Raw genomic sequence first — 26683 nt, forward strand, 5'->3', positions numbered from 1 at the left:
TCCGCGGACCCGGCCGGCGCCAAGCGCCGGCCAGCGGGATCGCCTACAATGGCAGGCGCCGGCGGCGGGCATTAACGAGGGCATAATGATAGCGCGAACTCCCCTTTCATGGCAGTCCGGCGGCTGGCAGCAGGAACTGGCCGCCGGGTTCCGCCGTCCGAACGAGCTGCTGGCCGCACTCGGCATCGACCCTGGGCGGATCGACTCCGGGATCGATTGCGACAGCCCGTTTCCGCTCCGCGTGCCGCTCGCCTATGCCCGGCGCATGCGCCGCGGCGATCCGGCCGACCCGCTGCTGCGCCAGGTACTGCCCGTAACGGCGGAGCGCCGTGAGATGCCGGGATTCTCCGCCGACCCGGTCGGCGACCATGCCGCCCGGCGCGGCGCCGGCGTGCTGCACAAGTACCGCGGGCGCGCCCTGCTGATCACCACCGGCGCCTGCGCGATCCACTGCCGCTACTGCTTCCGCCGTCATTACCCCTATGCCGAGGCGCATGCCGCCGACAACGAATGGGGAGATGCGGTCGAGTTGATTGCAAACGATGAAACCCTGCGCGAGGCGATCCTGAGCGGCGGCGACCCGCTGACCTTGACCACGGGCCGGCTGGCGCGGCTGGTGCGCAAGCTGGAGGCCGTGCCGCACCTGACCCGCCTGCGCATCCATACGCGGCTCCCCATCGTACTGCCGGCCCGCATCGAGGACGACCTGCTCGACCTGCTCGCGCACGGCCGGCTGAAACCGGTGGTGGTCGTGCACGCCAACCATCCCAACGAAATCGATGATGAAGTCCGCTCGGCGCTGGCGCGACTCGCCGGCGCCGGCATCGCCCTGTTCAACCAGTCCGTGCTGCTGCGCGGCGTGAACGACGACGCGGCGGTGCTGACGTCACTGAGCGAAGCCCTGTTCGAGGCCGGTGTAACGCCCTACTACCTGCACCTGCTCGACCGCGTTCAGGGCGCAGCACATTTCGAGGTCGATCCCGATACCGCGCGCATACTGCATCGCCAAATGCGCGAGAACCTGCCGGGCTATCTGGTGCCGCAGCTGGTGCAGGAAGTCCCGGGCCGGGCATCCGAGCTCGAGATATGGTCATAGTCGTCCCTTGTAGTAAAAAACGGGGGACGGATTTCAAACCCGTCCCCTTCTCAGTTCTTAGTCCTTCGTCCTCAGTCCTGTTTTTTCACGCCTCACTCCTCACCCCAGTCACCTCCATCGACTTGAGCGCGGCGATGCGTTCCTCCAGCGGCGGGTGGCTCATGAACAGGCGCTTGAGGCCCGATCCCACGCCGCCGGAGATGCCGAAGGCGGCGAGCTGGTCGGGTAGCGGCTGCGGCATGCGCTGCTTCAGGCGCTCCAGAGCGGCGATCATCTTCTGCCGTCCGGCAAGCGAGGCGCCGCCCTGGTCGGCGCGGAACTCGCGCTGGCGGCTGAACCACATCACGATGACGGAGGCGAGCACACCCAGCACCAGCTCGGCGACGATCGCGGTGATCCAGAACGCCGGGCCGTGGCCGCGCTCGGTCTTGAACACCACGCGGTCGACCAGGTGGCCGATGACGCGCGACAGGAAGATCACGAAGGTGTTGACCACCCCCTGGATCAGCGCCAGCGTAATCATGTCGCCATTGGCAACGTGGCTGACTTCGTGGCCGAGCACCGCCTCGGCCTCATCGCGGCTCATCGAGCCCAGCAGGCCGGTGCTGACCGCAACCAGGGCCTTGTTGCGGCTGGCGCCGGTCGCGAAGGCATTGACGTCGGGCGAGTCGTAGATCGCAACCTCGGGCATGCCGATGCCGGCCTGCTGCGCCTGGCGCTGCACCGTCGCCACCAGCCACTGCTCGGCCTCGTTCGCCGGCCGCTCTATCACGCGCGCGCCGGTGAAGCGCTTGGCGGTCCATTTCGAGATTGCGAGTGACAGGAACGAGCCGCCCATGCCGAACACCGCCGCAAACACCAGCAGGGAGCTCAGATCGAGACCGACGCCCTGTTCATCCAGGATCCGCTCCACCCCGAGTATGCGCAGGGAGATGCTGAGGACCACGATGATCGCCAGGTTTGTCGCCAAAAACAACATGATACGTTTCATATCCGCCTCATTTTCTTAACAAAACCGGGGTCGTTCCGAAGCTTACAATGGTGGCGCGCCAGAATTTTTCAAGCCACCGGATCGAGGCGGTCAACCTTGCGGAAGCCCTGCGGCAGCTTGAGGCCGCGCCGTCCGCGTTCGCCACGGTAATGCTCCAGGTCCTTGGGCTTGAGCACCGTGTGGCGCTGTCCGGCCTGGACCTTGAGCGAGCCCCCCGCCGGCACCACCGTCAGTGCGGCGATGAATTCCGCGCGTGCGGCGGCCTTGGCGGTGGCGATCCCCATCAGTTTGACGCCCTTGCCGCGCCCGAGCTGGGGCAGCTCGCCGACCGGGAAGACCAGCATGTGCCCCTCGTTGCTGACGGCGGCGACGAGGTCTTTCTCCGGATCGGTAACCTGCGCCGGGGGCAGCACCAGCGCGCCCGCCGGCACCGTCAGCACGCCCTTCCCCGCCTTGTTGCGCGCGAAAAGGTCGCCGAGTTTCGCGACGAAGCCGTATCCGAAGTCGCTCGCCAATACATAGTGCGCATCGTCGGCGCCGATCATCACGCCGGCGAAGGTGGCGCCGTCGGGCGGACTCAAGCGGCCGGTGAGCGGCTCGCCCTGCCCGCGCGCGGTCGGCAGCGTATGCGCCGGCAGGGCGTAGGCGCGGCCGTGCGAATCGAGGAAATAGGCGGACTGGTTGCTGCGCCCCAGTGCGGCGGCCTTGAAACCGTCGCCCGTCTTGTATCCCAAGGCAAGCGGGTCGATGTCGTGGCCCTTGGCCGCGCGCACCCAGCCCTTCTCCGACAGTACGACGGTCACCGGCTCGGTCGGGATGAGGGCGGTCTCGTCGATCGCCTGAGCAGCGGCACGCTCCTTCAGCGGCGAGCGCCGCGCGTCGCCGTATTTGTCCGCGTCGGCCTGCAGCTCGGCGCGGATCAGCTTCTTCAGGCGCGTCTTCGATCCCAGCGTCTTTTCCAGGTCTTCGCGCTCCTCGTTCAGCGCCTTCTGCTCGGCGCGGATCTCGATCTCCACCAGCCTGGCCAGCTGGCGCAGGCGGATGTCGAGGATGGCGTCGGCCTGGATCTCGCTCAGGCTGTAGCGCCGCATCAGCACCTGGCGCGGCTCGTCCTCGGTGCGGATGATGCGGATGACCTCATCCAGATTGAGATAGGCGGCGAGCAGGCCGTCGAGGATGTGCAGGCGGCGCAGGATGACGTCGAGCCGGTATTGCAGGCGCCGCGTGACGACGTCGGAGCGGAACTGCAGCCATTCCTCCAGCAGCAGGCGCAGGTTCTTGACCTGCGGGCGGCCGTTCAGCCCGATCACGTTCATGTTGACGCGATAGCTGCGCTCGAGGTCGGTGGTCGCGAACAGGTGCGACATCAGCGCATCGTAGTCGATGCGGTTGGAGCGCGGGATGATCACCAGGCGCGTCGGATTCTCATGGTCCGACTCGTCGCGCAGGTCCTCCACCATGGGCAGCTTTTTCGCGCCCATCTGCTGCGCGATCTGCTCCAGCACCTTGGCGCCGGAGACGCCGTAAGGCAGGGCGTGGACGATGACGCCCTCCTTGTCGATCTCGTAGCGCGCGCGCATGCGGATGCTGCCGACGCCACTCTCGTACATGCGCAGGATCTCGCTGCGCGGGGTGATGATCTCCGCCTCGGTCGGGAAATCGGGCGCCGTGATGTGCCCGCACAGGTCGGTGACGCCGGCCTTCGGTTCATCGAGCAGATGGATGCAGGCTGCGGCGACCTCGCGCAGGTTGTGCGGCGGGATATCGGTCGCCATGCCGACCGCAATGCCGGTGACACCGTTCAGCAGGACATGCGGCAGGCGCGCCGGCAGCACCACCGGCTCATCCAGCGTGCCGTCGAAATTGGGCTGCCAGTCCACCGTGCCCTGGCCCAGTTCGGCGAGCAGCAGTTCCGCGTAGCGCGACAGCCTAGCCTCGGTGTAGCGCATGGCGGCGAAGGATTTCGGATCGTCGGGCGCGCCCCAGTTGCCCTGGCCGTCGATGAGCGGATAGCGGTAGGTGAACGGCTGCGCCATGTGCACCATCGCCTCGTAGCAGGCGGAGTCGCCATGCGGATGGAACTTGCCGATGACGTCGCCGACGGTGCGCGCCGATTTCTTGTACTTCGCCGCGGCCGACAGGCTGAGCTCCGACATGGCGTAGACGATGCGCCGCTGCACCGGCTTCAGTCCGTCGCCGATGTGCGGCAGCGCGCGATCGAGGATCACGTACATCGAATAATCGAGGTACGCCTTCTCGGTGAACACCCGCAGCGGGCGTCGCTCGACGCCTTCGTAGTCGATTTCGATGGTTTTGGTCATGGATACCTCACTGAAAAATTCGTGAGGAGTGAGGAGTTAGGAGTGAGGAGGAATAGATTAAAAAACCATTTCGCCTCACACCTCACACCTCACGCCTCACCTATATAACCGGTTCCGCCAGATTCCCCTTCTCCTCCAGCCAGCTCTTGCGGTCGCCCGCGCGGCGCTTGGCCAGCAGCATGTCCATCAGGGCCACGGTGTCGTCGCCATCCTCGATGGTAAGCTGGACCAGCCGGCGGGTCTCCCGGGCCATGGTCGTTTCGCGCAGCTGGAGCGGGTTCATCTCGCCCAGCCCCTTGAAGCGCTGCACGTTGGGTTTGCCCTTTTTATGTTCGGCGGCGATGCGGTCAAGAATGCCCTGCTTCTCGGCCTCGTCGAGGGCGTAGTACACCTCCTTGCCGAGATCGATGCGGTACAGCGGCGGCATCGCGACGTAGACGTGCCCTGCCGCCACCAGCGGGCGGAAGTGGCGCAGGAACAGCGCGCACAGCAGCGTCGCGATGTGGGCGCCATCCGAATCCGCGTCGGCGAGGATCGCGATCTTGCCGTAACGCAGGCCGGCGAGGTCGTTCGAGGCGGGATCGACGCCGATGGCGAGCGCGATGTCGTGCACCTCCTGCGAACCCAGCACCTCGGAGGCGGACACCTCCCAGGTATTGAGGATCTTGCCGCGCAACGGCATCACCGCCTGGAACTGGCGGTCGCGCGCCTGCTTGGCCGATCCGCCGGCGGAATCACCCTCGACCAGGAACAGCTCGGACAGGCGCGGATCCTGCGTGGTGCAGTCGGCCAGCTTGCCCGGCAGCGCCGGGCCGCGAGTGATCTGTTTGCGTTCCACCTTCCGCGCCGCGCGCATGCGCCCCTCGGCGTTGGTGATGGCGAGGGCAGCGATCTTCTCGCCGGCCTCGACGTGCTGGTTGAGCCACAGGCCGAAGCTGTCCTTCACCACGCCGGCGACGAAGGTCGCGCTCTCGCGCGAGGACAGGCGCTCCTTCACCTGGCCGGAGAACTGCGGATTCTCCAGTTTCACCGACAGGATGTAACTGCAGCCGCTCCAGACGTCGTCGGCGGTCAGCTTGACGCCGCGCGGCAGCAGGTTGCGGAATTCACAGAACTCACGGATCGCGTCGGTGAGCCCGGTGCGCAGGCCGTTGACGTGGGTGCCACCCTGCACCGTCGGGACCAGATTGACGTAGCTCTCCGCGACCGGCTCGCCGCCTTCCGGCTGCCACACCACCGCCCAGTCGGCCGTCTCGCTCTCGCCCGCCATGCTGCCGATGAACGGGTCTTCGGGCAGCAGCGCGCAGTCCTCCAGTGCGCCGAGCAGGTAATCGCACAGGCCGTCCTGGTATTCCCACTCGAGGCGTTCGCCGCTGTGTTCGTCGTGGAAGCTGACATGCAGGCCGGGGGCGAGCACGGCCTTCGCGCGCAACAGTTGCTTCAGGCGCGACAGCGAGAACTTGTCCGTATCGAAATATTTTGCATCGGGCCAGAAGCGCAGCCGGGTGCCGGTGTTCTGCCGGGCCACCTTGCCGACGGCTTTGAGCTCGGAGGCCTTCGCGCCGCCGGCGAAGCCCATGTGATATTCCTGTCCGTCACGCCGGATGTGGACCTCCAGCTTCTTCGACAGCGCGTTGACGACCGACACTCCGACGCCGTGCAGGCCGCCCGAGAAGCGGTAGTTCTTCTGGGAAAACTTGCCGCCTGCGTGCAGCCGGGTCAGGATCACCTCCACGCCCGAGATTTTCTCACCGGGATGGATGTCGACCGGCATGCCGCGGCCGTCGTCCTCGACCTCGATGGAGCCGTCCTTATAGGCGGTGACCGCAATGCGGCGGGCGTGCCCTGCGAGCACCTCGTCGACGCTGTTGTCGATGACCTCCTGGGCAAGGTGATTCGGCCGCGCGGTATCGGTGTACATGCCGGGGCGCTTGCGCACCGGCTCGAGGCCGGTCAGTACCTCGATCGCCGCGGCGTCATAAACCTTGCTCATTGCTGGTATCCGGGGTGTCCTGATGCAAAAACCGCCCGAGTCTACCATGAAGCGCCGTGGCAGGCGCAAGCGGGCGCGCGCACGCGAATTTCCCGCATATCTCCCCGGCCGAAATATGGGGACAAAATGATATATAATGTGCCGTCCCCGCCGCGCCCCGCGGCTCCACGAGTCGGTGGAGCGGGCCCGGCCATCACCGCACGAGCAACCGGGTACGCCAGTGGCGAAAAAGAACGAACGCAAACAGGACGAGGCGCCGGACTTTGAACAGTCCCTGCAGGACCTCGAGTCCATCGTCGCACGACTGGAACAGGGCGATCTCCCGCTCGAGGAATCGCTGCACCAGTTCGAGCGCGGCATCGCACTTACGCGCGCCTGCCAGCAGGCCCTGAAGTCGGCCGAGCAGAAGGTGCAGATCCTGATCGAGGAAAATGGAAAAACCGACACCCGTGCCTTCACCGACGCAACCGAAAATTGAACATCCCGCCGCGCTCGATGGCCTCATGGAACAGTGCCGGGGCCGCGTCGAGGCCGCCCTCGACCGCTGGCTGCCGCCCGCGGAGACGGAACCGCGCGACCTGCATCGCGCGATGCGCTATGCCGCGCTGGCCGGCGGCAAATACGTGCGGCCGCTGCTGGTGTACGCCACCGGCCGCGCCTTCGGCGTCGCGCCCGAGCGGCTGGACGGCCCGGCCTGCGCAGTCGAACTGATCCACGCCTACTCCCTGGTACACGACGACCTCCCCGCGATGGATAACGACGCCCTCCGGCGCGGCAAGCCCAGTTGCCACGTCGCCTGTGGCGAGGCGGTCGCCATCCTGACCGGCGACGCGCTGCAGGCGCTGGCGTTCCACATCCTGGCGGCCGATCCCGCGCCCGGCGTCACGCCGGCGCTACGCCTGCGCATGATCGACACCCTTGCGCTCGCCGCCGGCTCGCTCGGCATGGCGGGCGGCCAGGCCATCGACCTCGCCGCCGTGGGGCATGTGCTCGAACCCGGCGAACTGGAGAACATGCATACGCGCAAGACCGGCGCGCTGATCCGCGCCAGCGTGCTGCTCGGCGCGCTCGCCGCCGACGGAGCGGCCGAGGATACGCTGGCGGCGCTCGGCGGTTACGCGCGCTGCATCGGGCTCACGTTTCAGATCCGCGACGACGTGCTTGACGCGGAAGGCGATACGGCGACGCTGGGCAAGACCTCGGGGAGCGATGCCAGCAACAACAAGGCCACCTACACCACCCTGCTCGGTCTCGAACGCGCCAAGCGCATGGCGGACGAGCTGCACCGTGAGGCCTTGCGGCATCTGGAAGGACTGGATGAACGCGCGAACCTGCTGCGCGAGATTTCGAAGTACATCATCCGGCGCATCCATTGATGCAGGATCGTAGCGGAAGGCGGCGCGCGCTGCTTGCATCACCCGCGCAAACCACGCATTATCCCATATATATAACAAGGGCATAGAGACGAGCGATGGATGAGAAACAGGCCTTCTCCCTGCTGGAAGGCGTCGATGATCCCTCAGAATTGCGCCAGCTGCGTCCGCAGCAGCTGCGGCAGCTCAGTGACGAATTGCGCGCGTTCATACTCCAGTCGGTGGCCCATACCGGAGGACATCTGTCCTCCAGCCTGGGGACGGTGGAACTGACCGTAGCCCTGCACTATGTCTTAAATACGCCTTACGACTCGCTGGTGTGGGACGTCGGCCACCAGTCCTACGGACACAAGATCCTCACCGGGCGCCGCCGGGCGATGGCCACCCTGCGCAAGAAGGACGGCCTGTCCGGCTTCCTCAAGCGCAGCGAGAGCAAATACGACAGTTTCGGGGCAGGGCATTCCAGCACCTCGATCAGCGCGGCGCTCGGCATGGCGATTGCGGCGCAGCGGCGCGGCGAGGACCGCAAGACGGTGGCGGTCATCGGTGACGGCGCCATGACCGCGGGCATGGCCTTCGAGGCGCTCAACCATGCCGGCAACAGCGAAGCCGACCTGCTGGTGATCCTCAACGACAACGAGATGTCGATCTCGCGCAACGTCGGCGGCATCTCGAATTACCTGGCCAGGCTGCTCTCGGGCCGCATCTACTCCACCATGCGCGAGGGCAGCAAGAAGGTGTTGAGCGCACTGCCACCGCCGATGTGGGAGCTGGCGCGCCGCGCCGAGGAGCATGTCAAGGGCATGGTCATCCCGGGCACGCTGTTTGAGGAACTCGGCTTCAACTACATCGGGCCGATCGACGGCCACGACATCGACACCCTGGTCGCCACGCTGAAGAACCTTTATTCCCTCAAGGGACCGCAGTTCCTCCACGTGGTCACGCGCAAGGGCAAGGGCTATCATCCGGCGGAGGAGAATCCCTGCGCGTTTCACGGCGTCAACGCCTTCAACCCCGCCGACGGCCGCGTGGTCGGCACGGGCGGCGGGCGACCGACCTATTCACAGATCTTCGGGGAATGGCTGTGCGACACGGCCGCCACGGACGAGTCGCTCGTCGCCATCACACCCGCCATGTGCGACGGCTCCGGCATGAACGAGTTCGCCCAGCGCTTCCCCACGCGCTTCTTCGACGTCGGCATCGCGGAGCAGCACAGCGTCACGCTGGCGGGGGGGCTGGCCTGCGGCGGGATGAAGCCGGTCGTCGCCATCTATTCGACCTTCCTGCAGCGCGCCTATGATCAGCTGATCCACGACGTCGCGCTGCAGAATCTGCCGGTGCTGTTCGCCATCGACCGCGCGGGCCTGGTCGGCCCCGATGGACCGACGCACGCCGGCAGCTTCGACCTGAGCTTCCTGCGCTGCATCCCGAACCTTGTCGTGATGGCGCCGGCCGACGAGGACGAGTGCTACCAGATGCTCGCCGCGGGCTACGACTATCCCGGCCCATGCGCGGTACGCTACCCGCGCGGTACCGGCCCGGGACGTGCCGTGCGCAAACCGGCCGTCGGCCTGCCAATCGGCCGCGCCGAACTGCGTCGCAAGGGACACCGCGTCTCGCTGCTCGCCTTCGGCAGCATGGTGCAGCCTGCCCTGGAGGCAGGCGAGGCGCTGGACGCCAGCGTGGTCAACATGCGCTTCGTCAAACCGCTCGACGAGAAAACGGTCCTGCATCAGGCCGCCGCCCATGAACTGCTGGTAACGGTGGAGGAAAACGCCGTGCAGGGTGGCGCCGGCAGCGCCGTCAATGAATTCCTCGCCGCGCAGGGCATCACGGTGCCGGTGATCAATCTCGGCCTGCCGGACCTTTTCAGCGAACACGGCAGTCGCGCCGAGCTGCTGACCGAATGCGGGCTGGATACGGCCGGCATCCGGCGCGCGGTGGAGGCCTGGCTGGCGCACCATCCTTGCCAAATCGTTCCGCTTGGCGTAAATTCCTACTGAATTAGTCAACTATTACTCATGCAGTCACGTTATTTGTTGAAGGTATCCACGGGCTTTGCGGCGGCCCACAGTCTGCGCGATTACCCGGGCGACTGCAGCCGGCTGCACGGTCATAACTGGAAGGTCGATGTCGAGGTCGAGGCCAGCGCCCTGAACAGCGTGGGGATGGGCGTGGACTTCAAGGCGATCAAGCAGGCGGCGCGCGATCTGGCCGGCACGCTCGATCACCGCAACCTGAACGACCTCAGCCCGTTCGATCGCATCAATCCGACGGCGGAGAACATCGCGGCTTTCTTCTATCACGGACTGTCCGAGGTCCTGAACACCGACACGGTGCGCGTCGTCGCAGTCATGCTGTGGGAGACTGACAGCGCCGGAGTCCGTTACAGCGAGGTGAACGACCGATGAACCCGATCAATGCCAATGCCATTGCCGACGTACAGGGCAGCCCGGACACGCGCAAGCTGCCCATCAACAAGGTGGGCATCAAGCACATCCGCCACCCGGTGCGGGTGCGCGACCGCAGCGGCGGCGAGCAGAACACCATCGCCATGTTCGATATGTACGTCGACCTGCCGCATAACTTCAAGGGCACGCACATGTCGCGCTTCGTCGAACTGCTCAATTCCCATGAGCGCGAAATCACCGTCGCCTCGTTCAAGGACATCCTGGCGAAGATGCGCGAGACGCTGGACGCCGCCTCCGCGCACATGGAGATGCGATTCCCCTATTTCGTCAACAAGACGGCGCCGGTCTCCGGCGTGCAGAGCCTGCTCGACTATGACGTCACCCTGATCGGCGAGGCGACGGCGGACAAGGCGCAGATGACGGTGAAGGTCGTGGTGCCGGTCACCAGCCTGTGCCCCTGCTCCAAGGAGATCTCGCAGTATGGCGCGCACAACCAGCGCTCGCACGTGACGGTGACGGCGCGCACCAAGGGCTTTGTCTGGATCGAGGACCTGATCGACATCGTCGAGCAGGAGGCGTCGTGCGAGATCTACGGCCTGCTCAAGCGGCCGGACGAGAAGTACGTCACCGAGCGGGCCTACGACAATCCAAAATTTGTCGAGGACATGGTGCGCGACGTGGCCGCCCGCCTGAATGCCGATCGCCGCATCGACGGCTACATCCTCGAGTCGGAGAACTTCGAGTCCATCCACAACCACTCCGCCTATGCCCTGATCGAAAAGGGCATGCACCCCTGCCCGTGAAACCCGGACCGGCGTTGCGGCCGGAGACCGCCGCATGAAGCCGGTCCTCGTCTTCCGCCACATCGAATGCGAGGGCCCCGGTTATCTGGGCGACTTCCTCGCCGCGCGCGGAGTCCCGTATCGCGTCATCCGCATCGATGCGGGCGAACCCGTACCCGCGCGCCTCGACGGTGCCGGCGGCCTCGTCTTCATGGGCGGCCCGATGAGCGTGAACGATCCGCTGCCCTGGGTGGCGCAGGAGCTTGCGCTGATCCGGCAGGCCTGCGCCGACGGCATCCCGGTCCTCGGTCATTGCCTCGGCGGGCAGCTGATCGCGAAGGCGCTCGGTGCGGAGGTCGGCGCCAATCCGGTCAAGGAGATCGGCTGGCACGAGATCGTGTGCACCGATTTGCTGCAGCGCACCAACCCGCGCGGCTTGATCCCTGCGCGTTTCGAGGGTTTCCACTGGCACGGCGAAACCTTTGCACTCCCGTCCGGCGCAGATCTGCTGATGCAAAGCGCGCACTGCCGCCACCAGGCCTTCCTCAAGGGACAGGCGCTCGCGTTGCAGTTCCACGTCGAGGTAACAGGCGCGATGGTGCGCGAGTGGTGCGCGGAGTACCGTGCCGAGCTTGCGCAATACGCCGGTCGGGCTGCCGTACAGGGCGCGGCGCAGATGACGGAGCGGCTTGAGGAACGCATCGCGGTCATGCACCGCGTCGCGGATTCTTTGTACGACTACTGGCTGAGTTTGGCCGGCTGATCCTGCCCGCCGGGGACAGATTTGTAAATCTGTCCCATTCCCTCATCTCACTTCGTCAGCCAGACAAGCAGCTGCAACACCGCGAGCGCGTACCCTCCAGCCAGCACATCGTCCAGCATGATGCCCACGCCGCCGTGCACGCGGCGGTCAACCCAGCGGATCGGCCACGGCTTCCAGATATCGAACAGGCGGAACAGTACGAAACCGGCGGCCAGCGCCCAGATTCCGGACGGCGCCAGCGTCATTGCGACCAGGTACCCGACCACCTCGTCGAAAACAATCGCCGGATGGTCGTGTACGCCGAGCGAGCGCGCGGTGAAATGACACAAGACGACACCGGCAACAAACAGCAAGGTGAGCGCGGCCAGATAGCCTGCCAGCGAGAGCTCCGCGAGCAGCAGATAGAGCGGGATTCCCAGCAGCGTGCCGAAGGTGCCGGGTGCGAAAGGCGCGGCGCCAAGGCCGAATCCCAGCGCCGGCCAGTGCAGCGGATTCTTCAGAATGGCCGGGGGAAGCGCCTGCGGTTTCATCGGTCGTCGGCGCCGAAATGATCATAGCCTCGCCGCCCCGGCTGATGGAGGGAGCCGTCCTCCAGCCTGCAGCGCAGACCCGCATCCGCCTCCACGACGCCGATCAGGCTGCAAGGGAGGCCGTTCGCGGCGAGATACTCCAGGCGGGAGCGGTGTTCCGGCGGAACGGTGAAACAGAGTTCGTAATCGTCGCCGGAACACAGCGCCAGATCCGCCCAGGCGAGGCCGGGAGCGAACCGGCGCAGCGCGGCATACCCGGCGGCGTTCATCGTGTCCAGACATGAGCGGAACTCCGCGGACAGGGGCAGACGTTCGAGATGTAGCGTCGCACCGACGCCACTCGCCTCCAGGACATGCCCCAGATCGGCGAACAGGCCGTCGGAGACATCGATCGCGGCATGTACCAGACCGCGCAGCAACAGCGCCTCACGCACGCGCGGCTGCGGGCGATCGAGCCGCCGCCTCAGATACGCGCGCGCGTCGGGCCGGCCGATGTCCATATCCTGCTCCAGCAGCAGCGCGAGACCGGCGTCGCCCAGGGTCCCGGTGACACAGATCAGATCGCCCGGCCGCGCGCCGTCGCGCCGGAATGCCGCGCCCGGCGGGACGAAACCCTGGATCTGCACGCTGATGGAGAGCGGACCGCGCGTCGTGTCGCCGCCGACCAGCGCGACGTCGTGCGCGCGCGCGAGCGCGAAGAAGCCCCGGCAAAACCCCTCCAGCCAGGACTCATCCGCCCGCGGCATCGTGAGCGCCAGCATGGCCCATGCCGGTTCCGCGCCCATCGCCGCCATATCGCTCAGGTTGACCGCGAGCGCCTTGTGACCGATCGACTCCGCGTCGGTGTCCAGCGGGAAGTGGACGCCGGCCACCAGGGTGTCGATCGCGGCGACAAGGTCCTTGCCGGCCGCCGGCCGCAGCACGGCACCGTCATCGCCGATGCCGAGCAAAACGTCGGGGCGCCCGGCGCCGGGCCGCGCGAAATGGCGCCTGATCAGATCAAACTCCGAGGAACTCACCGGAAATCACCCTCCGCAGGGGCTGGGCAACGGCATATCACGCCTGACCCGGGGTGGACGGGGCATCGCGCCGGACTACCTGGGGGTGGAACCGCCTCCGCCCGCCGCGGCAATCTCCTCGGCGCGCAAGCGGGCCGCAAGCCGGTCGAGGATACCGTTGACGTATTTATGGCCGTGATGGGCGCCGAACATCTTGGCAAGCTCCACCGCCTCGTTGATCACGACGCGAAACGGGATCTCGGGATGGTAGCGCAGCTCACCGGCGCCCAGGCGCAGGATGGCCAGTTCCACCGGATCCACTTCCTGGAGCGGTCGGTCGAGCAGCGGGGCGATCAATTCGTCCAGGGTGTCGACGTGCGCGAGGATTTCCGCCAGCACGCCGTCGAAGAATCCGCGCTCGATCTCGCCCTCGCCCTCATCGATGAAGAACTGCGGATCGAGGGCGGCGGCATCGCGCCCGGTCACCTGCCATTGATACAGGGCCTGGACGATACAGCGCCGGGCCCGGCTGCGCGCGCTGTTCATGCTGTTTCCCTTCAAGCGGATCGTTGGCGGGGAATCAGGCATCCAGCTTGCGCAGCAGGCTGACCATCTCAATCGCGGTCAGCGCGGCATCTGCGCCCTTGTTGCCGGCCTTCGTGCCGGCGCGCTCGACGGCCTGTTCGATCGTGTCGACAGTAAGCACACCGAAGGCGACCGGCAGGTCACAGCTCAGCGCCACCTCCGCGAGCCCGCGCGCGCAGCCGCCCGCCACGTAATCGAAATGCGGCGTGCTGCCGCGGATCACCGCACCGAGGGCGATCACCGCATCGTAGCGCCGGGTCGCGGCGAGGCGCTTGGCGACCAGCGGAAGCTCGAATGCGCCGGGCACATGCACGATCTCGATCGACTTCTCCCCCACGCCGTGCCGGCGCAGGACGTCGAGCGCGCCCCGCAGCAGCGAGTCGACGATGAAGCTGTTGAATCTCGACGCAACGATGGCGAAGCGCGCCGTCGTCGCGGTGAAGTCACCCTCTATGGTGCGGATTTCCGTCATCTCGTTCCCGTTCTGCGCTGGATGGTGCCACTAGTGTAACCCATGCCGCCCGAGGTCAGCCATTCCCGGGCACATACTCGACGATCTCGAGTCCGAACCCGGACAGTCCGAACAGCCGCTTGGGCGAACCCATCACCCGCATGCGGCGCACGCCGAGGTCGGCGAGGATCTGGGCGCCGACGCCGAAGGTGCGCAGCTCCGAGCTCATCGGCGGCTTGGGCAGTTCGATGCCCCGGTCGTGCAGCTGGTGCTCCATGATGCGGCGCGCCAGGGCACTCGCATCCTCGCCGCCACGGAGCAGCACGACGATGCCGCCAGCGGGTTCCATCGCCACGCGTTCCATCGCTGCGCGCAGGCTCCAGCTCGTCTCATGGATGGTTGCCCCGAGCATGTCGTAGAGGCGGTCCTCCATATGGACGCGCACCAGCACCGGTTCATCGCTGTGCACCTGTCCGCGCACCAGCGCAAAGTGCACCTGATCATCGGCCGCGTCATGATAGGCCTTGAGCGCGAAGTCGCCGTAGATCGTCGGAAGGGCACACTCGGCGATCTTCTCCACCGTCTGCTCATGGCGCATGCGGTGGCGGATCAGATCTGCGATGGTGCCGATCCTGAGGCCGTGCTCGCGCGCAAACTCCATCAGTTGCGGACGGCGCGCCATGCCGCCGTCCTCGTCCAGGATCTCCACGATCACCGCCGCCGGTTCGAGTCCGGCCAGGCGCGCCAGGTCGCTGCCGGCCTCGGTATGCCCGGCGCGCGCGAGCACGCCGCCGGGCTGGGCCATGAGCGGGAAAATATGGCCGGGCTGGATGAGGTCGGACGGACTGGCGCCGGGATCTACCGCGGCGCGGATCGTGGTCGCGCGGTCGGCGGCGGAGATGCCGGTTGTCACGCCGCGCGCGGCCTCGATCGAGACGGTGAAGTTGGTGAGGTGCTTGGCGTTGGTCTCGCTCACCATGAGCGGCAGGCGCAGCTGCTCGCAGCGTTCGCGCGTGAGGGTCAGGCAGATGAGTCCACGGCCGTATCGGGCCATGAAGTTGATGTCCTCCGGACGCACGCAGGCGGCGGCCATGACCAGGTCGCCCTCGTTCTCACGGTCCTCATCGTCCATCAGCACAACCATCCGCCCGCGGCGCAGGTCCTCGATCAGTTCCACTGTGGAATTAAAGCGCGCATCGTCGCTACCCGCAGCCGCGTCTTCCACTGAAAGATCCTCCTGCTCCATGTAACCGCCCAGGCTAGACATCTTTGACAAATCCATGCTGCTCCAGAAGATCGCGGGTCACGCCCGCCGCCGGAGCCCGCGCGCGCGGCCAGCAGGCTTTCAATATAACGCGCGACAAGGTCGACCTCGATGTTCACGCGGGTCCCGCGGCGATAGGCGCCTACGACCGTCTGCTCCAGGGTGTGCGGAATCACGTTGACCTCGAATTCCGCCCCTGCGACTGTGTTGATCGTCAGACTGACGCCGTCGACGCAGACCGAGCCCTTGGCCGCCAGATAGCGCGCCAGCCCCGCAGGCACCTCGATTCGCAGCAGGCGCGAGCGGCCCGCCTCGCGCAGATCGACGACCCGGCCGATGCCATCTACGTGGCCGCTGACCAGGTGCCCGCCGAGACGGGTGGTCGGCAACAGCGCCAGCTCAAGGTTGACGCGGTCGCCGCCGCGCACGTCGGACAGCGTGGTGCGCGCGAGCGTCTCGAGCGAAACGTCGGCGCAGAATGCATTTGCCTCGGGCTCGAGCGCGGTCAGGCAGACGCCGTTGACCGCCACGCTGTCGCCGGCGCGCAGGTCTGCCAGGTCGAGGCTGCCTCCGTCAATACGCAGTCGGACGTCTCCACCGCGCGGCTCGAGCACTCGCACCGTACCCTGTCCCTGTACGATCCCGGTGAACATCCCTCAACCGTCTCCTGTATGTGGTCCGGCGGGTTGTCTCGGGCGCGCCGTGATGCGCCAGTCATCCCCGACCGCGCGCATGTCCTCGATGGCCAGCGGAACGGCCTGACCGAGACCGAGCGCCTCCCGCAGGTCGAACAGCGCGCGGCCGCGGTCGCCCAGCAGTTTCGGCGCGACGTAGATCACCAGTTCGTCGATCAGGCCCGCCTGCAACATGGCGCCGCTCAGCGCTGCGCCAGCCTCCAATAGTACCTCATTGACTTGACGCTGCGCCAAACCGGCCAGCAGTTCCGCAAGTCCGACCCGCCCCCGCCGCCAGGGAAGCTGCAGCGTTCGACATCTTGCCGGCCTTCGTACACCGCATGCGCGGGGCCTTCCGCGGTGGCGATCAACACCCGGCCTGGAACCGCCAGCAGACGTGCCGCAGCAGGCGTTCTGCCGCGGCTGTCGACGATGACACGCAAGGGCTGTGGAATCGTATTCCGGTCGACATGGTGCGCGAGTTCGCCAAGGTCCAGCTCATCCGGGCGCAGCGTCAGTGCCGGGTCGTCGGCGAGCACGGTGCCGATGCCGGTCAGGATGGCGCAACTCCGCGCGCGCAGACGCTGGACATCGCGGCGCGCAGCTGCGCCGGTGATCCACTTGCTGCCTCCATCCGCCGCCGCGGTACGTCCATCCAGCGTCATTGCCAGCTTCGCGCGGACGTATGGCCGGCCCGTCCGATGACGCATGATGAAACCGGGATTCAGCGCCTCGGCCTCGGCACACATCAGGCCGCTTTCCACCTCGATGCCAGCCTCGCGCAGCCGCCGGATCCCGGCGCCGGCCACCTTCGGATTCGGATCCACCATCGCGACGACCACGCGCCGCACCCCTGCCTCGATCAGCGCCTCGGTACACGGCGGCGTGCGGCCGTGATGACAGCACGGCTCCAGCGTGACATAGACCTCGGCGCCCCGCGCCCGCGCGCCGGCCTGCCGCAGGGCGAATACCTCGGCGTGGGGGCCGCCGGCGCGTTCGTGCCAGCCTTCGCCTGCGATCTCGCCCGCGCGGACCAGGACGCAGCCGACGCGTGGATTGGGCCGCGTGGTGTACAGGCCGCGCCGCGCCAGACGCACGGCATGCGCCATCATTTCATGATCCAGGCGATTATCCATGACATGCGGTACCGTCGTAGCCGCAGCTTATCGCCTGCGTCTCGCCAGTCAGGAATCCTTTTCCGGCGTGAGCAGGGAAAACTGCCGTTTCCTCAATTCGGAGGAGGCGTCGTTCTGCAGTCGCTCGATCTCCTCGCGGAAGGCGTTCACGTCCTGGAAGCGCCGGTATACGGAGGCGAAGCGGACGTAGGCGACCTCGTCGAGATCGCGCAGCTCGTTCATCACCCACTCGCCCAGCTCGCGCGCGCGGATCTCGCGTTCGCCCGAGACGTGCAGCCTGTGCTTGATGTGGTTGATGGCGGACTCGATGGCCTCGATGTCGACCGGGCGCTTCTCCAGCGCCCGCAGCATGCCGCGCCGGAGCTTGTCCTCGTTGAAGGGTTCCCGCGAACCGTCGTGCTTGACGATATGCGGGAATACCAGTTCGGCGCTCTCGAAGGTGGTGAAGCGCTCCGTACAGGCGGCGCACTCGCGCCTCCGGCGGATGGACGCCCCCTCGTTCGCGAGGCGGGAGTCGATCACCCGGGTGTCAGCGGCACCGCAGAAGGGGCATCGCATAAGGAGCAGCCGCCGGACTCAGGCGTCCACGCAGACGGACGCGGTCAGCGTGGGGCTTGGCCGGTGCCGGTGAGGCACGGCATCAGGATCCATAGACCGGAAACCGCCGGCAGATGTCCAGCACCTGTTCGCGTACCCGGCCGATCACGCCCGCGTCGCCGGGGCGGTCGAGGATGTCGCAGATCCAGTCTGCCAGCCCGCGCACCTCGGCCTCCCTGAAACCGCGCGTGGTCACCGCCGGCGTGCCGATGCGGATGCCGCTGGTGACGAAGGGCGAACGCGGGTCGTTCGGGACGCTGTTCTTGTTGACGGTGATGTTGGCCGCGCCGAGCGCCGCGTCGGCGTCCTTGCCGGTGATGTCCTTGTCGATCAGGTCGACCAGGAACAGGTGGTTGTCTGTGCCGCCGGAGACGATTCTGTAGCCGCGCTCCTGCATGCGCGCCGCCATGGCGCGCGCATTGGCGAGCACCTGATGCTGATAGACGCGAAACTCCGGCTCCAGCGCCTCCTTGAAGGCCACCGCCTTGGCCGCGATGACATGCATCAGCGGACCGCCCTGCGTGCCGGGGAAGACCATCGAATTGAGCTTCTTCTCGATCTCCTCGTTGGCGCGCGCCAGGATGATGCCGCCGCGCGGTCCGCGCAGGGTCTTGTGGGTGGTCGAGGTGGTGATGTCGGCGATCTGCACCGGACTCGGGTAACAGCCGGCGGCGATCAGGCCCGCCACATGGGCGATGTCGACGAACAGCCAGGCGCCGACCTCGTCCGCGATGGCGCGGAAACGCTGCCAGTCGACCACACGCGAATAGGCGCTGAAACCGGCAACCACCATCTTCGGTTTGTGTTCACGCGCCAGCGCCTCGACCTGGGCGTAATCGATTTCCCCGGTCGCCGGGTCGAGTCCGTAGCCGATGGCATGGAAGATCTTGCCGGAGAAATTCACCTTCGCGCCGTGGGTCAGATGTCCGCCGTGGGCCAGGCTCATGCCGAGGATGGTGTCACCCGGTTGCAGCAGGGCCAGGTAGACCGCCGCGTTGGCCTGCGAACCCGAGTGCGGCTGCACGTTGGCATAATCGGCCCCGAACAGCTCTTTGGCACGCTCGATGGCGAGCCGCTCCGCGACATCGACATATTCGCAGCCGCCGTAATAGCGCTTCCCCGGGTAGCCTTCCGCGTACTTGTTGGTCAGCACCGAACCCTGGGCCTGCAGCACGCGCGGGCTCGCGTAGTTTTCCGAGGCGATGAGTTCGATATGTTCCTCCTGGCGCCTCGTCTCGCCCTGGATGGCTTCCCACAGGTCGTTGTCGAACCCGGCTATTTGCATCTTCGCAGAGAACATCTCTCACCTTCTATTGAGTTGGGATGGCGCCTGGCTGAGGAAAACGGCTAAGGATACATGATAATCGAACCGGTCGCCTATCCTGCCCCCTGGCACGTGCATCGACGGCCATCACGCACGATAACCAGTTACACAAAATTTTGACGCCGTGACGCGCAAAATAAATATCTTGTTGTTCTGACAGCAAATAGCAATTCCCTCGACCCTCATAGCGTCTATTATTTGACGGATCCGTGTGATAGAATTCCGCTTCATAACAGCCCAAAGAACGGCCCGCTGGCGGGATTCTCCGGGCGTATGGCGCTGCGGACCGGTCCAAGCCCTCTCCACGACCCGCCGCGATGCCGTAGCGCTATGGATTACATGTTAAAAATCCATAGCTTGAGCCACACAATATAGACAGTACAAGACGGACACGAACTTGGCAGGACCAGAGTCCAACACGATCAGGCCGCCGCTGACACCCCAGGTCATGCAGCTGCTCGCCGAGCAGGAGCAGACGCCGGCCGTCGGGATCATCACCAGGCATGTGCGGGAAATCCTCGATGCACGCGAGCGGGAGACGGAGCAGAACCTGACGCTTTGTCTCTCCCTTCTGCACGACCTCCTCGCGATTTATGCAAACCAGTTGCCGGCGGCAAGCCCGCAGCAGCTCGAGGTCAGGCTGCTCAAGCTGCGGCTTTCACAACAGCCCGACCACATCCAGCTGGAACAATTGAGACACCACATCATCGCGCTCGCCGAGGAGACGGCAGGGTCCGCCGCGGGCGCGGTGCCGATGACACCGATGGCCGCAGCACCCGCCCGCGAGGAAGCCGCGCCGGAGATACCCGCGGCGGAAACATTGGTGCCAGAACCACCCGCCGCCCCGCTCCCGGCCGCCTCCGCGCCTGCGGCTGGCGTACCGGCGACACCGGGCGAACCCGGCGATGACCGCAGGCTGGACCTGGCCCAGCGCCGCCAGATCGATGAAAAACGTGTGCGCGTACAGAAAATCCAGGAGACGCTGGCGCGCCAGGTGCGGGAAGTCATCAAGCAGAACGAGCGCTTCGGTGCGATCCTCTCCAGCGAACACGAAAACCTGCTGCAAAGCCGGGACGGAGATGACCTGCGGCAATTGAAGCAGTCGCTCATCGCCGAGGTCGTGACATTGAGGGAAGGTCACAGCGCGCTGGCCAAGAAACTCGAGACGGCAAACAACTACCTGCAGATCATCGAGACCGAGGGACAGTACCTCAACGACGAACTGACCCGGGTCCACATCCTGAGCCTGACCGACGAACTCACCGAGCTGCCGAACCGGCGCGCCTTCGTGCGGCGGCTGGAGGACGAGGTGGCGCGCGTGCAGCGCTACGGCTACCCGCTCTCGCTCGCCCTTATCGACATGGACGGGTTCAAGGCAGTGAACGATAAATACGGCCACGCGGCCGGCGACGAGGTGTTGCGCAACTTTTCCACCAACATCCTGTCGATCTTCCGCCACCACGACATGGTAGCCCGGTATGGCGGCGAGGAATTCGCCGTGATCCTGCCGAACACCGACAAGGCCGGCGCGCTGCGCGCGCTGGAGAAGGTCAAGAAGCGGACGGCGGAGAGCTCGTACCAGTTCGAAGGCAAGGCCATGCCGATGCCGACATTCTCGGCCGGGATATCGCTCTACAAGCCAGGGGAGACACCGGGAAACCTGATCGAACGGGCGGACAAGGCGCTCTACCAGGCCAAGCGCATGGGACGCAACCGCATCGAACTGGCACAGCAGCACGACGGCGCCGACACCACCCCGCGCTGATCCGGCCTGCCCGCCTCACGCCTCATACCTGACCCGCAGTATCGCGGAGCTTACGGCACCGGATCGAGGTCCGTGCCTTCCTTCTTCACCTGCAGCATATTTTCGCGCGAGATTCCCAGCCACATGACAATGGGGCTGGCGACGAGTACCGACGAATAGATGCCGAAGATGATCCCGATCGAGAGTGCCAGCGCGAAATAGAACAGCACCTCGCCGCCGAAGAGCAGCATGGCCAGCACCGCCAGCTCGGTCGTGGTGTGGGTGATGATGGTGCGCGACATGGTCGCCGTGATGGCGTTGTCGATCAGCTCCGGCACCGGCATCTTGCGCATCTTGCGGAAATTTTCCCTGATGCGGTCGAACACGACGACCGACTCGTTGACCGAATACCCGAGAACCGCCAGCACGCCGGCCAGCACGGAGAGGGAGAATTCCCACTGGAAGAAGGCGAAAAATCCCAGGATGATGACCACGTCATGCATGTTGGCGATGATCGCGGCGACCGAAAAGCGCCACTCGAATCGCAACGCCAGGTAGATCATGATGCCTGCGCACACCAGTATCAGCGCGAGCCCGCCGCTCTCGTAGAGTTCCTCTCCGACCTGCGGCCCGACGAACTCCACGCGCCGCAGCTGGACGCCGGGGTCGTGTTTGTTCAGCAGGGCAAGCACGTCCTGGCTGATCTCGGCGGAGGACTCGCCGCGGTGCAGGCGCAGCCGGATCAGCACGTCCTGGGACGTGCCGTAGTTCTGCACCGTGACATCGCGGTAATCGCCGGCCTCGAGCGTGGTGCGGATCTGCTGCAGATCCACGGACTGCTCGTAGTGCACCTCGACCAGGGTTCCGCCCGTGAACTCGATGCTCAGATTCAGGCCGCGGGTCGCCAGCGCTGCGACCGCGAGCACGAACATGATGGCCGACACGATGGTGGTCGACCGGGCATACTTCATAAAGGGAATATCTTTCTTTAAACGCAGGAATTCCATGTCTCTCTCCCCGGCTAGATCGCCAGCTTGCTCAGCTTGCGCCCGCCGTAGACCAGATTCACCATGGCGCGCGACACCAGTACTCCGCTGAACATCGAGGTCAGGATGCCGATGCACAGCACCACGGCGAACCCGCGTATCGGGCCGGAGCCCAGCATAAACAGCGCAAACCCCGCGATCAGCGTCGTGATATTGGAGTCGACGATGGTGTTCCAGGCGCGCTCGTATCCCGCCTGGATGGCGGCCTGCGGCGAATTGCCGTTGCGCAGCTCCTCGCGTATGCGCTCGAAGATAAGCACGTTGGCATCGATGGCCATACCCAGTGTCAGCGCGATGCCCGCGATGCCGGGCAGGGTGAGCGTCGCCTGCAGCATGGACAGGATCGCCACCAGAAGCACCATGTTACCGAACAGCGATACGGAGGCGATCACGCCGAACACCCGGTAATAGAAGCTCATGAACAGGGTGATAGCGGCGAAACCTATCAGGGTGGAGTTGAAGCCGCGCGCGATGTTCTGTGCGCCCAGACTGGGACCGACGGTGCGCTCCTCGACGATCTCCATGGGCGCTGCAAGCGCGCCCGCGCGCAGCAGCAGGGCGAGATCGCGCGCCTCGCCCGGGCCGTCGAGCCCGGTGATCTGGAACCGCTTGCTGAACTGGTCGCGTATCGTGGCGACATTGATCACCTCCTCGACCGTCTTCGCCTCCTTCACCGGCGCGCCGTCCACCATGCGGGTCAGGGTCTTGTTCTCGATGAAGACCACCGCCATCGGCTTGCCGATGTTTTCCTTGGTCGTCTGCAGCATCATGCGCGCACCCTTGCTGTCCAGGGTGACGTATACGGCGGGGGATCCGGTCTGCTGGTCCAGCCCCGAGGCGGCGTCGATGATCTGGTCGCCGGTGACGATGATGCGGCGCTCCAGCAGGACCGGATTGCCGTTACGCTCCCGGTACAGGCGCGACCCTACCGGCACCTTGCCCTCGAGCGCGGCGGTGATGTCGCCGTCGGCGTCCAGCATGCGGAATTCGAGGGTGGCGGTTGCACCGAGGATCTCCTTGGCACGGGCCGGGTCCTGCACGCCGGGGAGCTGCACCACGATGCGGTTGCTGCCCTGACGCTGGATGACCGGCTCGGCGACGCCCAGCTCGTTGATGCGATTGCGCAGGGTGAGGATGTTCTGCTGCAGAGCGAAGTTCTTGGAATCGAGCACTTCCTTGTCGCTGAGCGAAGCCACCAGATAGTAGGCGTCATCCGCGTCGCTCTCGTTCAGCAGCAGCGCGGGAAACTCGCGGCTTATCCGTTCCTGGGCTGTGGCGCGTTCATCCGCGCTGCGGAACTTGGCCTCCACCCCGGCGTCGGCGCGGCTGATGGAGAGATAGCGGATCTTGTCCTCGCGCAGCAGCGAACGGAGGTCGCTCACGTAACGCTCTTCGGCCTGGGCCACGGCGGCTTCCATGTCCACCTCCATCAGGAAGTGCACGCCGCCACGCAGGTCGAGGCCGAGATACATCGGTGCCGCGTTCAGGCTTTCCATCCACTTCGGCGTGGCGGGGACCAGGTTCAACGCCACCACGTAGTCATCGCCCAGCGTCCGGATCATCCGTTCCTGGGCCTTCAACTGGACGTCGGTGCCGGGGAAACGCAGGCTGAGCCGTTCACCTTCCTGCTCCAGGCCGGCATAGGGCAGGTCCGCGCCCTTCAGCGCCTCCTCGATGCGCTCCTTCACAGACTCGTCGAGGGTCGCGCCGCGCAGGGCGGAGATCTGGACCACCGGCACTTCCCCGTACAGGTTCGGGATCGCATACAGGAATCCGGCGAGCATGATCACGAGGATCATCAGGTTTTTCCACAAAGGGTAGCGATTCATGGCGCGCTCGTCCGGCAACCGGGCCGGCTCAGTCCCCCTTGTCCTTGCCGATGGTCCCCTTGGGAAGCATGGTGGTGATGGCCGCCTTCTGCATCCTGACCACCACGCCGTCGGTAATCTCCACCGAGACGAAATTGTCGTCGACCTTGGTGATCCTGCCGAGCAGTCCGCCCGTGGTCACCACTTCGTCGCCCTTGGCCAGCGCGGCGACCATCTTCTTGTGCTCCTTCGCGCGCTTCATCTGCGGCCGCAGGAGCAGGAAATAGAAAATGACGAATATGAGGATGAGCGGGATGAGGCTGGCGAATCCGGACTGCGCGGGCGCGCCTCCCCCGGCTTGGGCCCATGCGTCGCTGATGAAGAAATCCATGATCACTCTCCTGTAAGATCAACCCTGGCCATAAAGCCGGTCATTATGCCACAGGCTCCCCGTTTTGGGTGCGTTTTTCATAAAAGCGCCGCACGAATCCGGCCAGATCCCCCGCCGCGATCGCCGCACGCAGGCCCTGCATAAGTGACTGGTAGTAATACAGGTTGTGCAGTGTATTCAGGCGCGCGCCGAGTATCTCGTTGCATACCGCGAGATGACGCAGGTAGGCGCGGCTGTAGTTGCGGCAGGTATGACATCCGCAATGCTCGTCGAGGGGGCGCGTGTCCTTGCGGTAGGCGCTGTTGCGTATCCTGATGACGCCGCCCTCGACGAACAGATGCCCGTTGCGCGCGTTGCGCGTCGGCAGCACGCAATCGAACATGTCTATCCCGCGGCTCACCGCCTCGACGATATCCTCTGGCTTGCCCACCCCCATCAGATAGCGGGGCGCGCGTTCCGGCATTTCCGGCGCGAGAAAGTCGAGCACGCGCAGCATCTCGCCGCGCGGCTCGCCGACCGAGAGGCCGCCGATGGCATAGCCGTCGAACCCGATCGCGCGCAGCCCGCGCAGCGAACGCTCCCGCAGATCCTCGTACATGCCGCCCTGCACGATGCCGAACAGCGCCGCGCCGTTACGCTCGCCGTGGGCATCGAAGGCCGTGCGGCTGCGTTCCGCCCAGCGCAGCGACAGCTCCATCGATATGCGCGCCTCGTCCTCGGTGGCGGGATAGGGCGTGCATTCGTCGAACACCATGACGACGTCGACCCCGAGCGCCCGCTGGACGGCGATCGACTCCTCCGGACCGAGAAACACGGGCGCCCCGTCGACGGGCGAACGGAAATGGACGCCCTGCTCCGATAGCTTGCGCATGTCGCCGAGACTGAAGACCTGGTAGCCCCCCGAGTCGGTGAGGATCGGCCCGTCCCATGCCATGAACTCGTGCAGTCCGCCGTGCGCCGAAATCACTTCGACGCCGGGACGCAGCATCAGGTGAAAGGTATTGGACAGGATGATCTCCGCCCCCGTCGCCCGCAGTTCGTCCGGATCCATCGCCTTGACGGTTCCATAGGTGCCCACCGGCATGAATGCCGGGGTCTCGACCACCCCGCGCGCGAACTCGATGCGGCCGCGCCGAGCCGCGCCGTCGGTGGAAAGCAGGGTGAAATTCATGGCGTCACATGCAAGGTTGAAGGTTCACGATCCGAACGGAAAGCGATTATAAAGCACCGCCTGCCCTGCCCGACCAGTTCATTCACTTTACATTACCGCCCACGATCCTGTCCCGGCGGTCCGCCGCGGCTAAACGATCAGCATCGCATCGCCGTAGCTGAAGAACCGGTAACGCGCCGCGACCGCGTGGCGGTACGCCGACATCACCGATTCATAGCCGCCGAAGGCGCAGACCAGCATCAGCAGGGTGGAATGCGGCATGTGAAAATTGGTGATCATGCCGTCGACGGCCCGGAAACGGTATCCCGGCGTGATGAATATGTCCGTCTCCGCGCGCAACGGTTGCGGCCCCTCCGCGTCCGCCGCGGCTTCCAGCGCGCGCACGACCGTGGTGCCCACCGCGATCACGCGACCGCCGCGCGACCGCGCCGCACGCATCTCCGCGCAGGCCTGCGCGCCGACCTCGATCCGCTCGGCATGCATCCGGTGCCGGCCCAGGTCCTCACTACGCACCGGCTGGAAGGTGCCGGCGCCCACATGCAGCGTGATATGGGCGCGCAGGATACCGGCCGCATCGAGGCGGGAGAGCAGATCCGCGTCGAAATGCAGGCCGGCGGTCGGCGCGGCGACAGCGCCTTCGCTGCGGGCGAAAACCGTCTGATAACGTTCGCGGTCGAGCGCGTCGGCCGGCCGGGTGATGTACGGCGGCAGGGGCATGGCCCCGCTGGAATGCATGACTTCAGCGAAGCTGCGGCCGCCATCGAGGCGCAATTCATAGAATCCTCCGCTTACGCGCTGGAGGACCTCGGCCCCCACTCCACCCTCCAGCGCCACGCGGCCGCCGGTGCGCAGGGGTTTGCTCGCGCGGATCTGTACCAGCGCCGAGTCCGGTGCAAGCACGCGCTCGACCAGCACCTCGATGCGGCCGCCGGTGTCCTTGATACCGGACAGGCGCGCCGGCATGACGCGGGTGTCGTTGAAAACCAGCAGGTCGCCCGCCCGGAGCAGCGCGGGCAGGTCCGCGATCATGCTGTCGCGTACCTCCCCGCCGCACCGGTCGAGACACAGCAGGCGGCTGTGGCTGCGTACGGGCAACGGGGCCTGGGCGATGAGTTCCGCAGGCAACTCATAGAAAAAGTCGGATAAGCGCATCACTCTGGTGCAGGCGGGCAGAGGCCGGCGCTTGTGCTGATTGTTGTCATGTCCGTACGGGGGCTTGTATACTCACACGCTG

The 26683-nt window shown here is 65.9% G+C and carries 23 protein-coding genes and 2 pseudogenes; 8 read left to right on the plus strand and 17 right to left on the minus strand.

Annotated elements, in window-relative coordinates; all coding sequences use genetic code 11:
- Positions 1–85: 85 nt before the first annotated feature.
- Entirely contained in the window at positions 86–1096 is a 1011-nt protein-coding gene (epmB, locus tag IPK65_05445) for an EF-P beta-lysylation protein EpmB (protein MBK8162595.1), read from the plus strand.
- Positions 1097–1181: 85 nt separating this feature from the next.
- Here epmB and htpX read toward each other — a convergent pair whose 3' ends face one another.
- From htpX to parE, 3 genes are all read right to left on the minus strand, one after another.
- Complete coding sequence (gene htpX / locus IPK65_05450) at positions 1182–2087, minus strand: protease HtpX (GenBank protein MBK8162596.1); 906 nt, start codon at positions 2085–2087, stop codon at positions 1182–1184.
- A 68-nt stretch (positions 2088–2155) separates the two neighbouring features.
- Complete coding sequence (gene parC / locus IPK65_05455) at positions 2156–4408, minus strand: DNA topoisomerase IV subunit A (protein ID MBK8162597.1); 2253 nt, start codon at positions 4406–4408, stop codon at positions 2156–2158.
- A 100-nt stretch (positions 4409–4508) separates the two neighbouring features.
- Positions 4509–6401 (minus strand): DNA topoisomerase IV subunit B, encoded by a 1893-nt coding sequence (gene parE / locus IPK65_05460; GenBank protein ID MBK8162598.1) that lies wholly within the window; start codon positions 6399–6401, stop codon positions 4509–4511.
- A 136-nt stretch (positions 6402–6537) separates the two neighbouring features.
- On the opposite strand from parE, the gene IPK65_05465 reads away from it, so the two are divergent.
- The 6 genes from IPK65_05465 to IPK65_05490 all read left to right on the plus strand — a co-directional run bounded on the left by IPK65_05465 (position 6538) and on the right by IPK65_05490 (position 11730).
- Positions 6538–6879, plus strand: coding sequence for an exodeoxyribonuclease VII small subunit (locus IPK65_05465; GenBank protein ID MBK8162599.1), 342 nt, complete (start codon positions 6538–6540; stop codon positions 6877–6879).
- 25 nt (positions 6880–6904) lie between these two features.
- Entirely contained in the window at positions 6905–7777 is an 873-nt protein-coding gene (gene ispA, locus IPK65_05470) for a (2E,6E)-farnesyl diphosphate synthase (protein ID MBK8162600.1), read from the plus strand.
- A gap of 95 nt (positions 7778–7872) precedes the next feature.
- Positions 7873–9777: a 1-deoxy-D-xylulose-5-phosphate synthase gene (gene dxs, locus IPK65_05475; GenBank protein ID MBK8162601.1), complete on the plus strand. Its 1905-nt coding sequence runs from the start codon at positions 7873–7875 to the stop codon at positions 9775–9777.
- Positions 9778–9795: 18 nt separating this feature from the next.
- On the plus strand, positions 9796–10185 hold the full coding sequence (gene queD, locus IPK65_05480; protein MBK8162602.1) for a 6-carboxytetrahydropterin synthase QueD: 390 nt from the start codon (positions 9796–9798) through the stop codon (positions 10183–10185).
- Entirely contained in the window at positions 10182–10988 is an 807-nt protein-coding gene (locus IPK65_05485) for a GTP cyclohydrolase I FolE2 (protein ID MBK8162603.1), read from the plus strand. The genes queD and IPK65_05485 overlap by 4 nt, the downstream gene beginning before the upstream one ends.
- 34 nt (positions 10989–11022) lie before the next feature.
- Positions 11023–11730: a type 1 glutamine amidotransferase gene (locus IPK65_05490; protein MBK8162604.1), complete on the plus strand. Its 708-nt coding sequence runs from the start codon at positions 11023–11025 to the stop codon at positions 11728–11730.
- A gap of 47 nt (positions 11731–11777) precedes the next feature.
- Here IPK65_05490 and IPK65_05495 read toward each other — a convergent pair whose 3' ends face one another.
- The 9 genes and pseudogenes from IPK65_05495 to IPK65_05535 form a co-directional block, all read right to left on the minus strand.
- Entirely contained in the window at positions 11778–12260 is a 483-nt protein-coding gene (locus tag IPK65_05495) for a phosphatidylglycerophosphatase A (GenBank protein ID MBK8162605.1), read from the minus strand.
- A complete protein-coding gene (thiL, locus tag IPK65_05500; protein ID MBK8162606.1) occupies positions 12257–13279 on the minus strand; it encodes a thiamine-phosphate kinase in 1023 nt (340 codons plus the stop codon). Before thiL ends, IPK65_05495 begins: the two co-directional genes overlap by 4 nt.
- A gap of 75 nt (positions 13280–13354) precedes the next feature.
- Positions 13355–13804 (minus strand): transcription antitermination factor NusB, encoded by a 450-nt coding sequence (gene nusB, locus IPK65_05505; protein MBK8162607.1) that lies wholly within the window; start codon positions 13802–13804, stop codon positions 13355–13357.
- 34 nt (positions 13805–13838) lie between these two features.
- Positions 13839–14315: a 6,7-dimethyl-8-ribityllumazine synthase gene (ribE, locus tag IPK65_05510; protein ID MBK8162608.1), complete on the minus strand. Its 477-nt coding sequence runs from the start codon at positions 14313–14315 to the stop codon at positions 13839–13841.
- Positions 14316–14370: 55 nt separating this feature from the next.
- On the minus strand, positions 14371–15540 hold the full coding sequence (gene ribB, locus IPK65_05515) for a 3,4-dihydroxy-2-butanone-4-phosphate synthase (protein MBK8162609.1): 1170 nt from the start codon (positions 15538–15540) through the stop codon (positions 14371–14373).
- Between the two features lie 13 nt (positions 15541–15553).
- Positions 15554–16211, minus strand: a pseudogene (locus tag IPK65_05520) (riboflavin synthase).
- 3 nt (positions 16212–16214) lie between these two features.
- Positions 16215–17368 (minus strand): annotated as a pseudogene (gene ribD, locus IPK65_05525) (bifunctional diaminohydroxyphosphoribosylaminopyrimidine deaminase/5-amino-6-(5-phosphoribosylamino)uracil reductase RibD).
- Positions 17369–17416: 48 nt separating this feature from the next.
- On the minus strand, positions 17417–17926 hold the full coding sequence (nrdR, locus tag IPK65_05530; protein ID MBK8162610.1) for a transcriptional regulator NrdR: 510 nt from the start codon (positions 17924–17926) through the stop codon (positions 17417–17419).
- Positions 17927–18008: 82 nt separating this feature from the next.
- Positions 18009–19265, minus strand: coding sequence for a serine hydroxymethyltransferase (locus IPK65_05535; GenBank protein ID MBK8162611.1), 1257 nt, complete (start codon positions 19263–19265; stop codon positions 18009–18011).
- Between the two features lie 421 nt (positions 19266–19686).
- On the opposite strand from IPK65_05535, the gene IPK65_05540 reads away from it, so the two are divergent.
- Positions 19687–21054 carry a diguanylate cyclase gene (locus tag IPK65_05540; protein MBK8162612.1) on the plus strand — a complete coding sequence of 456 codons (1368 nt, stop codon included), beginning with the start codon at positions 19687–19689 and terminating at the stop codon, positions 21052–21054.
- Between the two features lie 50 nt (positions 21055–21104).
- On the opposite strand, the gene secF is transcribed toward IPK65_05540, so the two are convergent.
- The 5 genes from secF to queA all read right to left on the minus strand — a co-directional run bounded on the left by secF (position 21105) and on the right by queA (position 26601).
- Positions 21105–22040 (minus strand): protein translocase subunit SecF, encoded by a 936-nt coding sequence (gene secF / locus IPK65_05545; protein ID MBK8162613.1) that lies wholly within the window; start codon positions 22038–22040, stop codon positions 21105–21107.
- Positions 22041–22054: 14 nt separating this feature from the next.
- Positions 22055–23908 (minus strand): protein translocase subunit SecD, encoded by a 1854-nt coding sequence (secD, locus tag IPK65_05550; protein ID MBK8162614.1) that lies wholly within the window; start codon positions 23906–23908, stop codon positions 22055–22057.
- 28 nt (positions 23909–23936) lie between these two features.
- Positions 23937–24278, minus strand: a complete 342-nt coding sequence (gene yajC, locus IPK65_05555; protein MBK8162615.1) for a preprotein translocase subunit YajC — start codon at positions 24276–24278, stop codon at positions 23937–23939.
- A 43-nt stretch (positions 24279–24321) separates the two neighbouring features.
- The gene (gene tgt / locus IPK65_05560) at positions 24322–25449 is read right to left on the minus strand and encodes a tRNA guanosine(34) transglycosylase Tgt (protein ID MBK8162616.1); all 1128 of its coding nucleotides are present in this window, start codon (positions 25447–25449) and stop codon (positions 24322–24324) included.
- 129 nt (positions 25450–25578) lie between these two features.
- Positions 25579–26601, minus strand: a complete 1023-nt coding sequence (gene queA / locus IPK65_05565; protein ID MBK8162617.1) for a tRNA preQ1(34) S-adenosylmethionine ribosyltransferase-isomerase QueA — start codon at positions 26599–26601, stop codon at positions 25579–25581.
- Positions 26602–26683: the final 82 nt, after the last annotated feature.

The organism is Gammaproteobacteria bacterium (genome assembly GCA_016712635.1).
Taxonomy (GTDB): domain Bacteria; phylum Pseudomonadota; class Gammaproteobacteria; order SZUA-140; family SZUA-140; genus JADJWH01.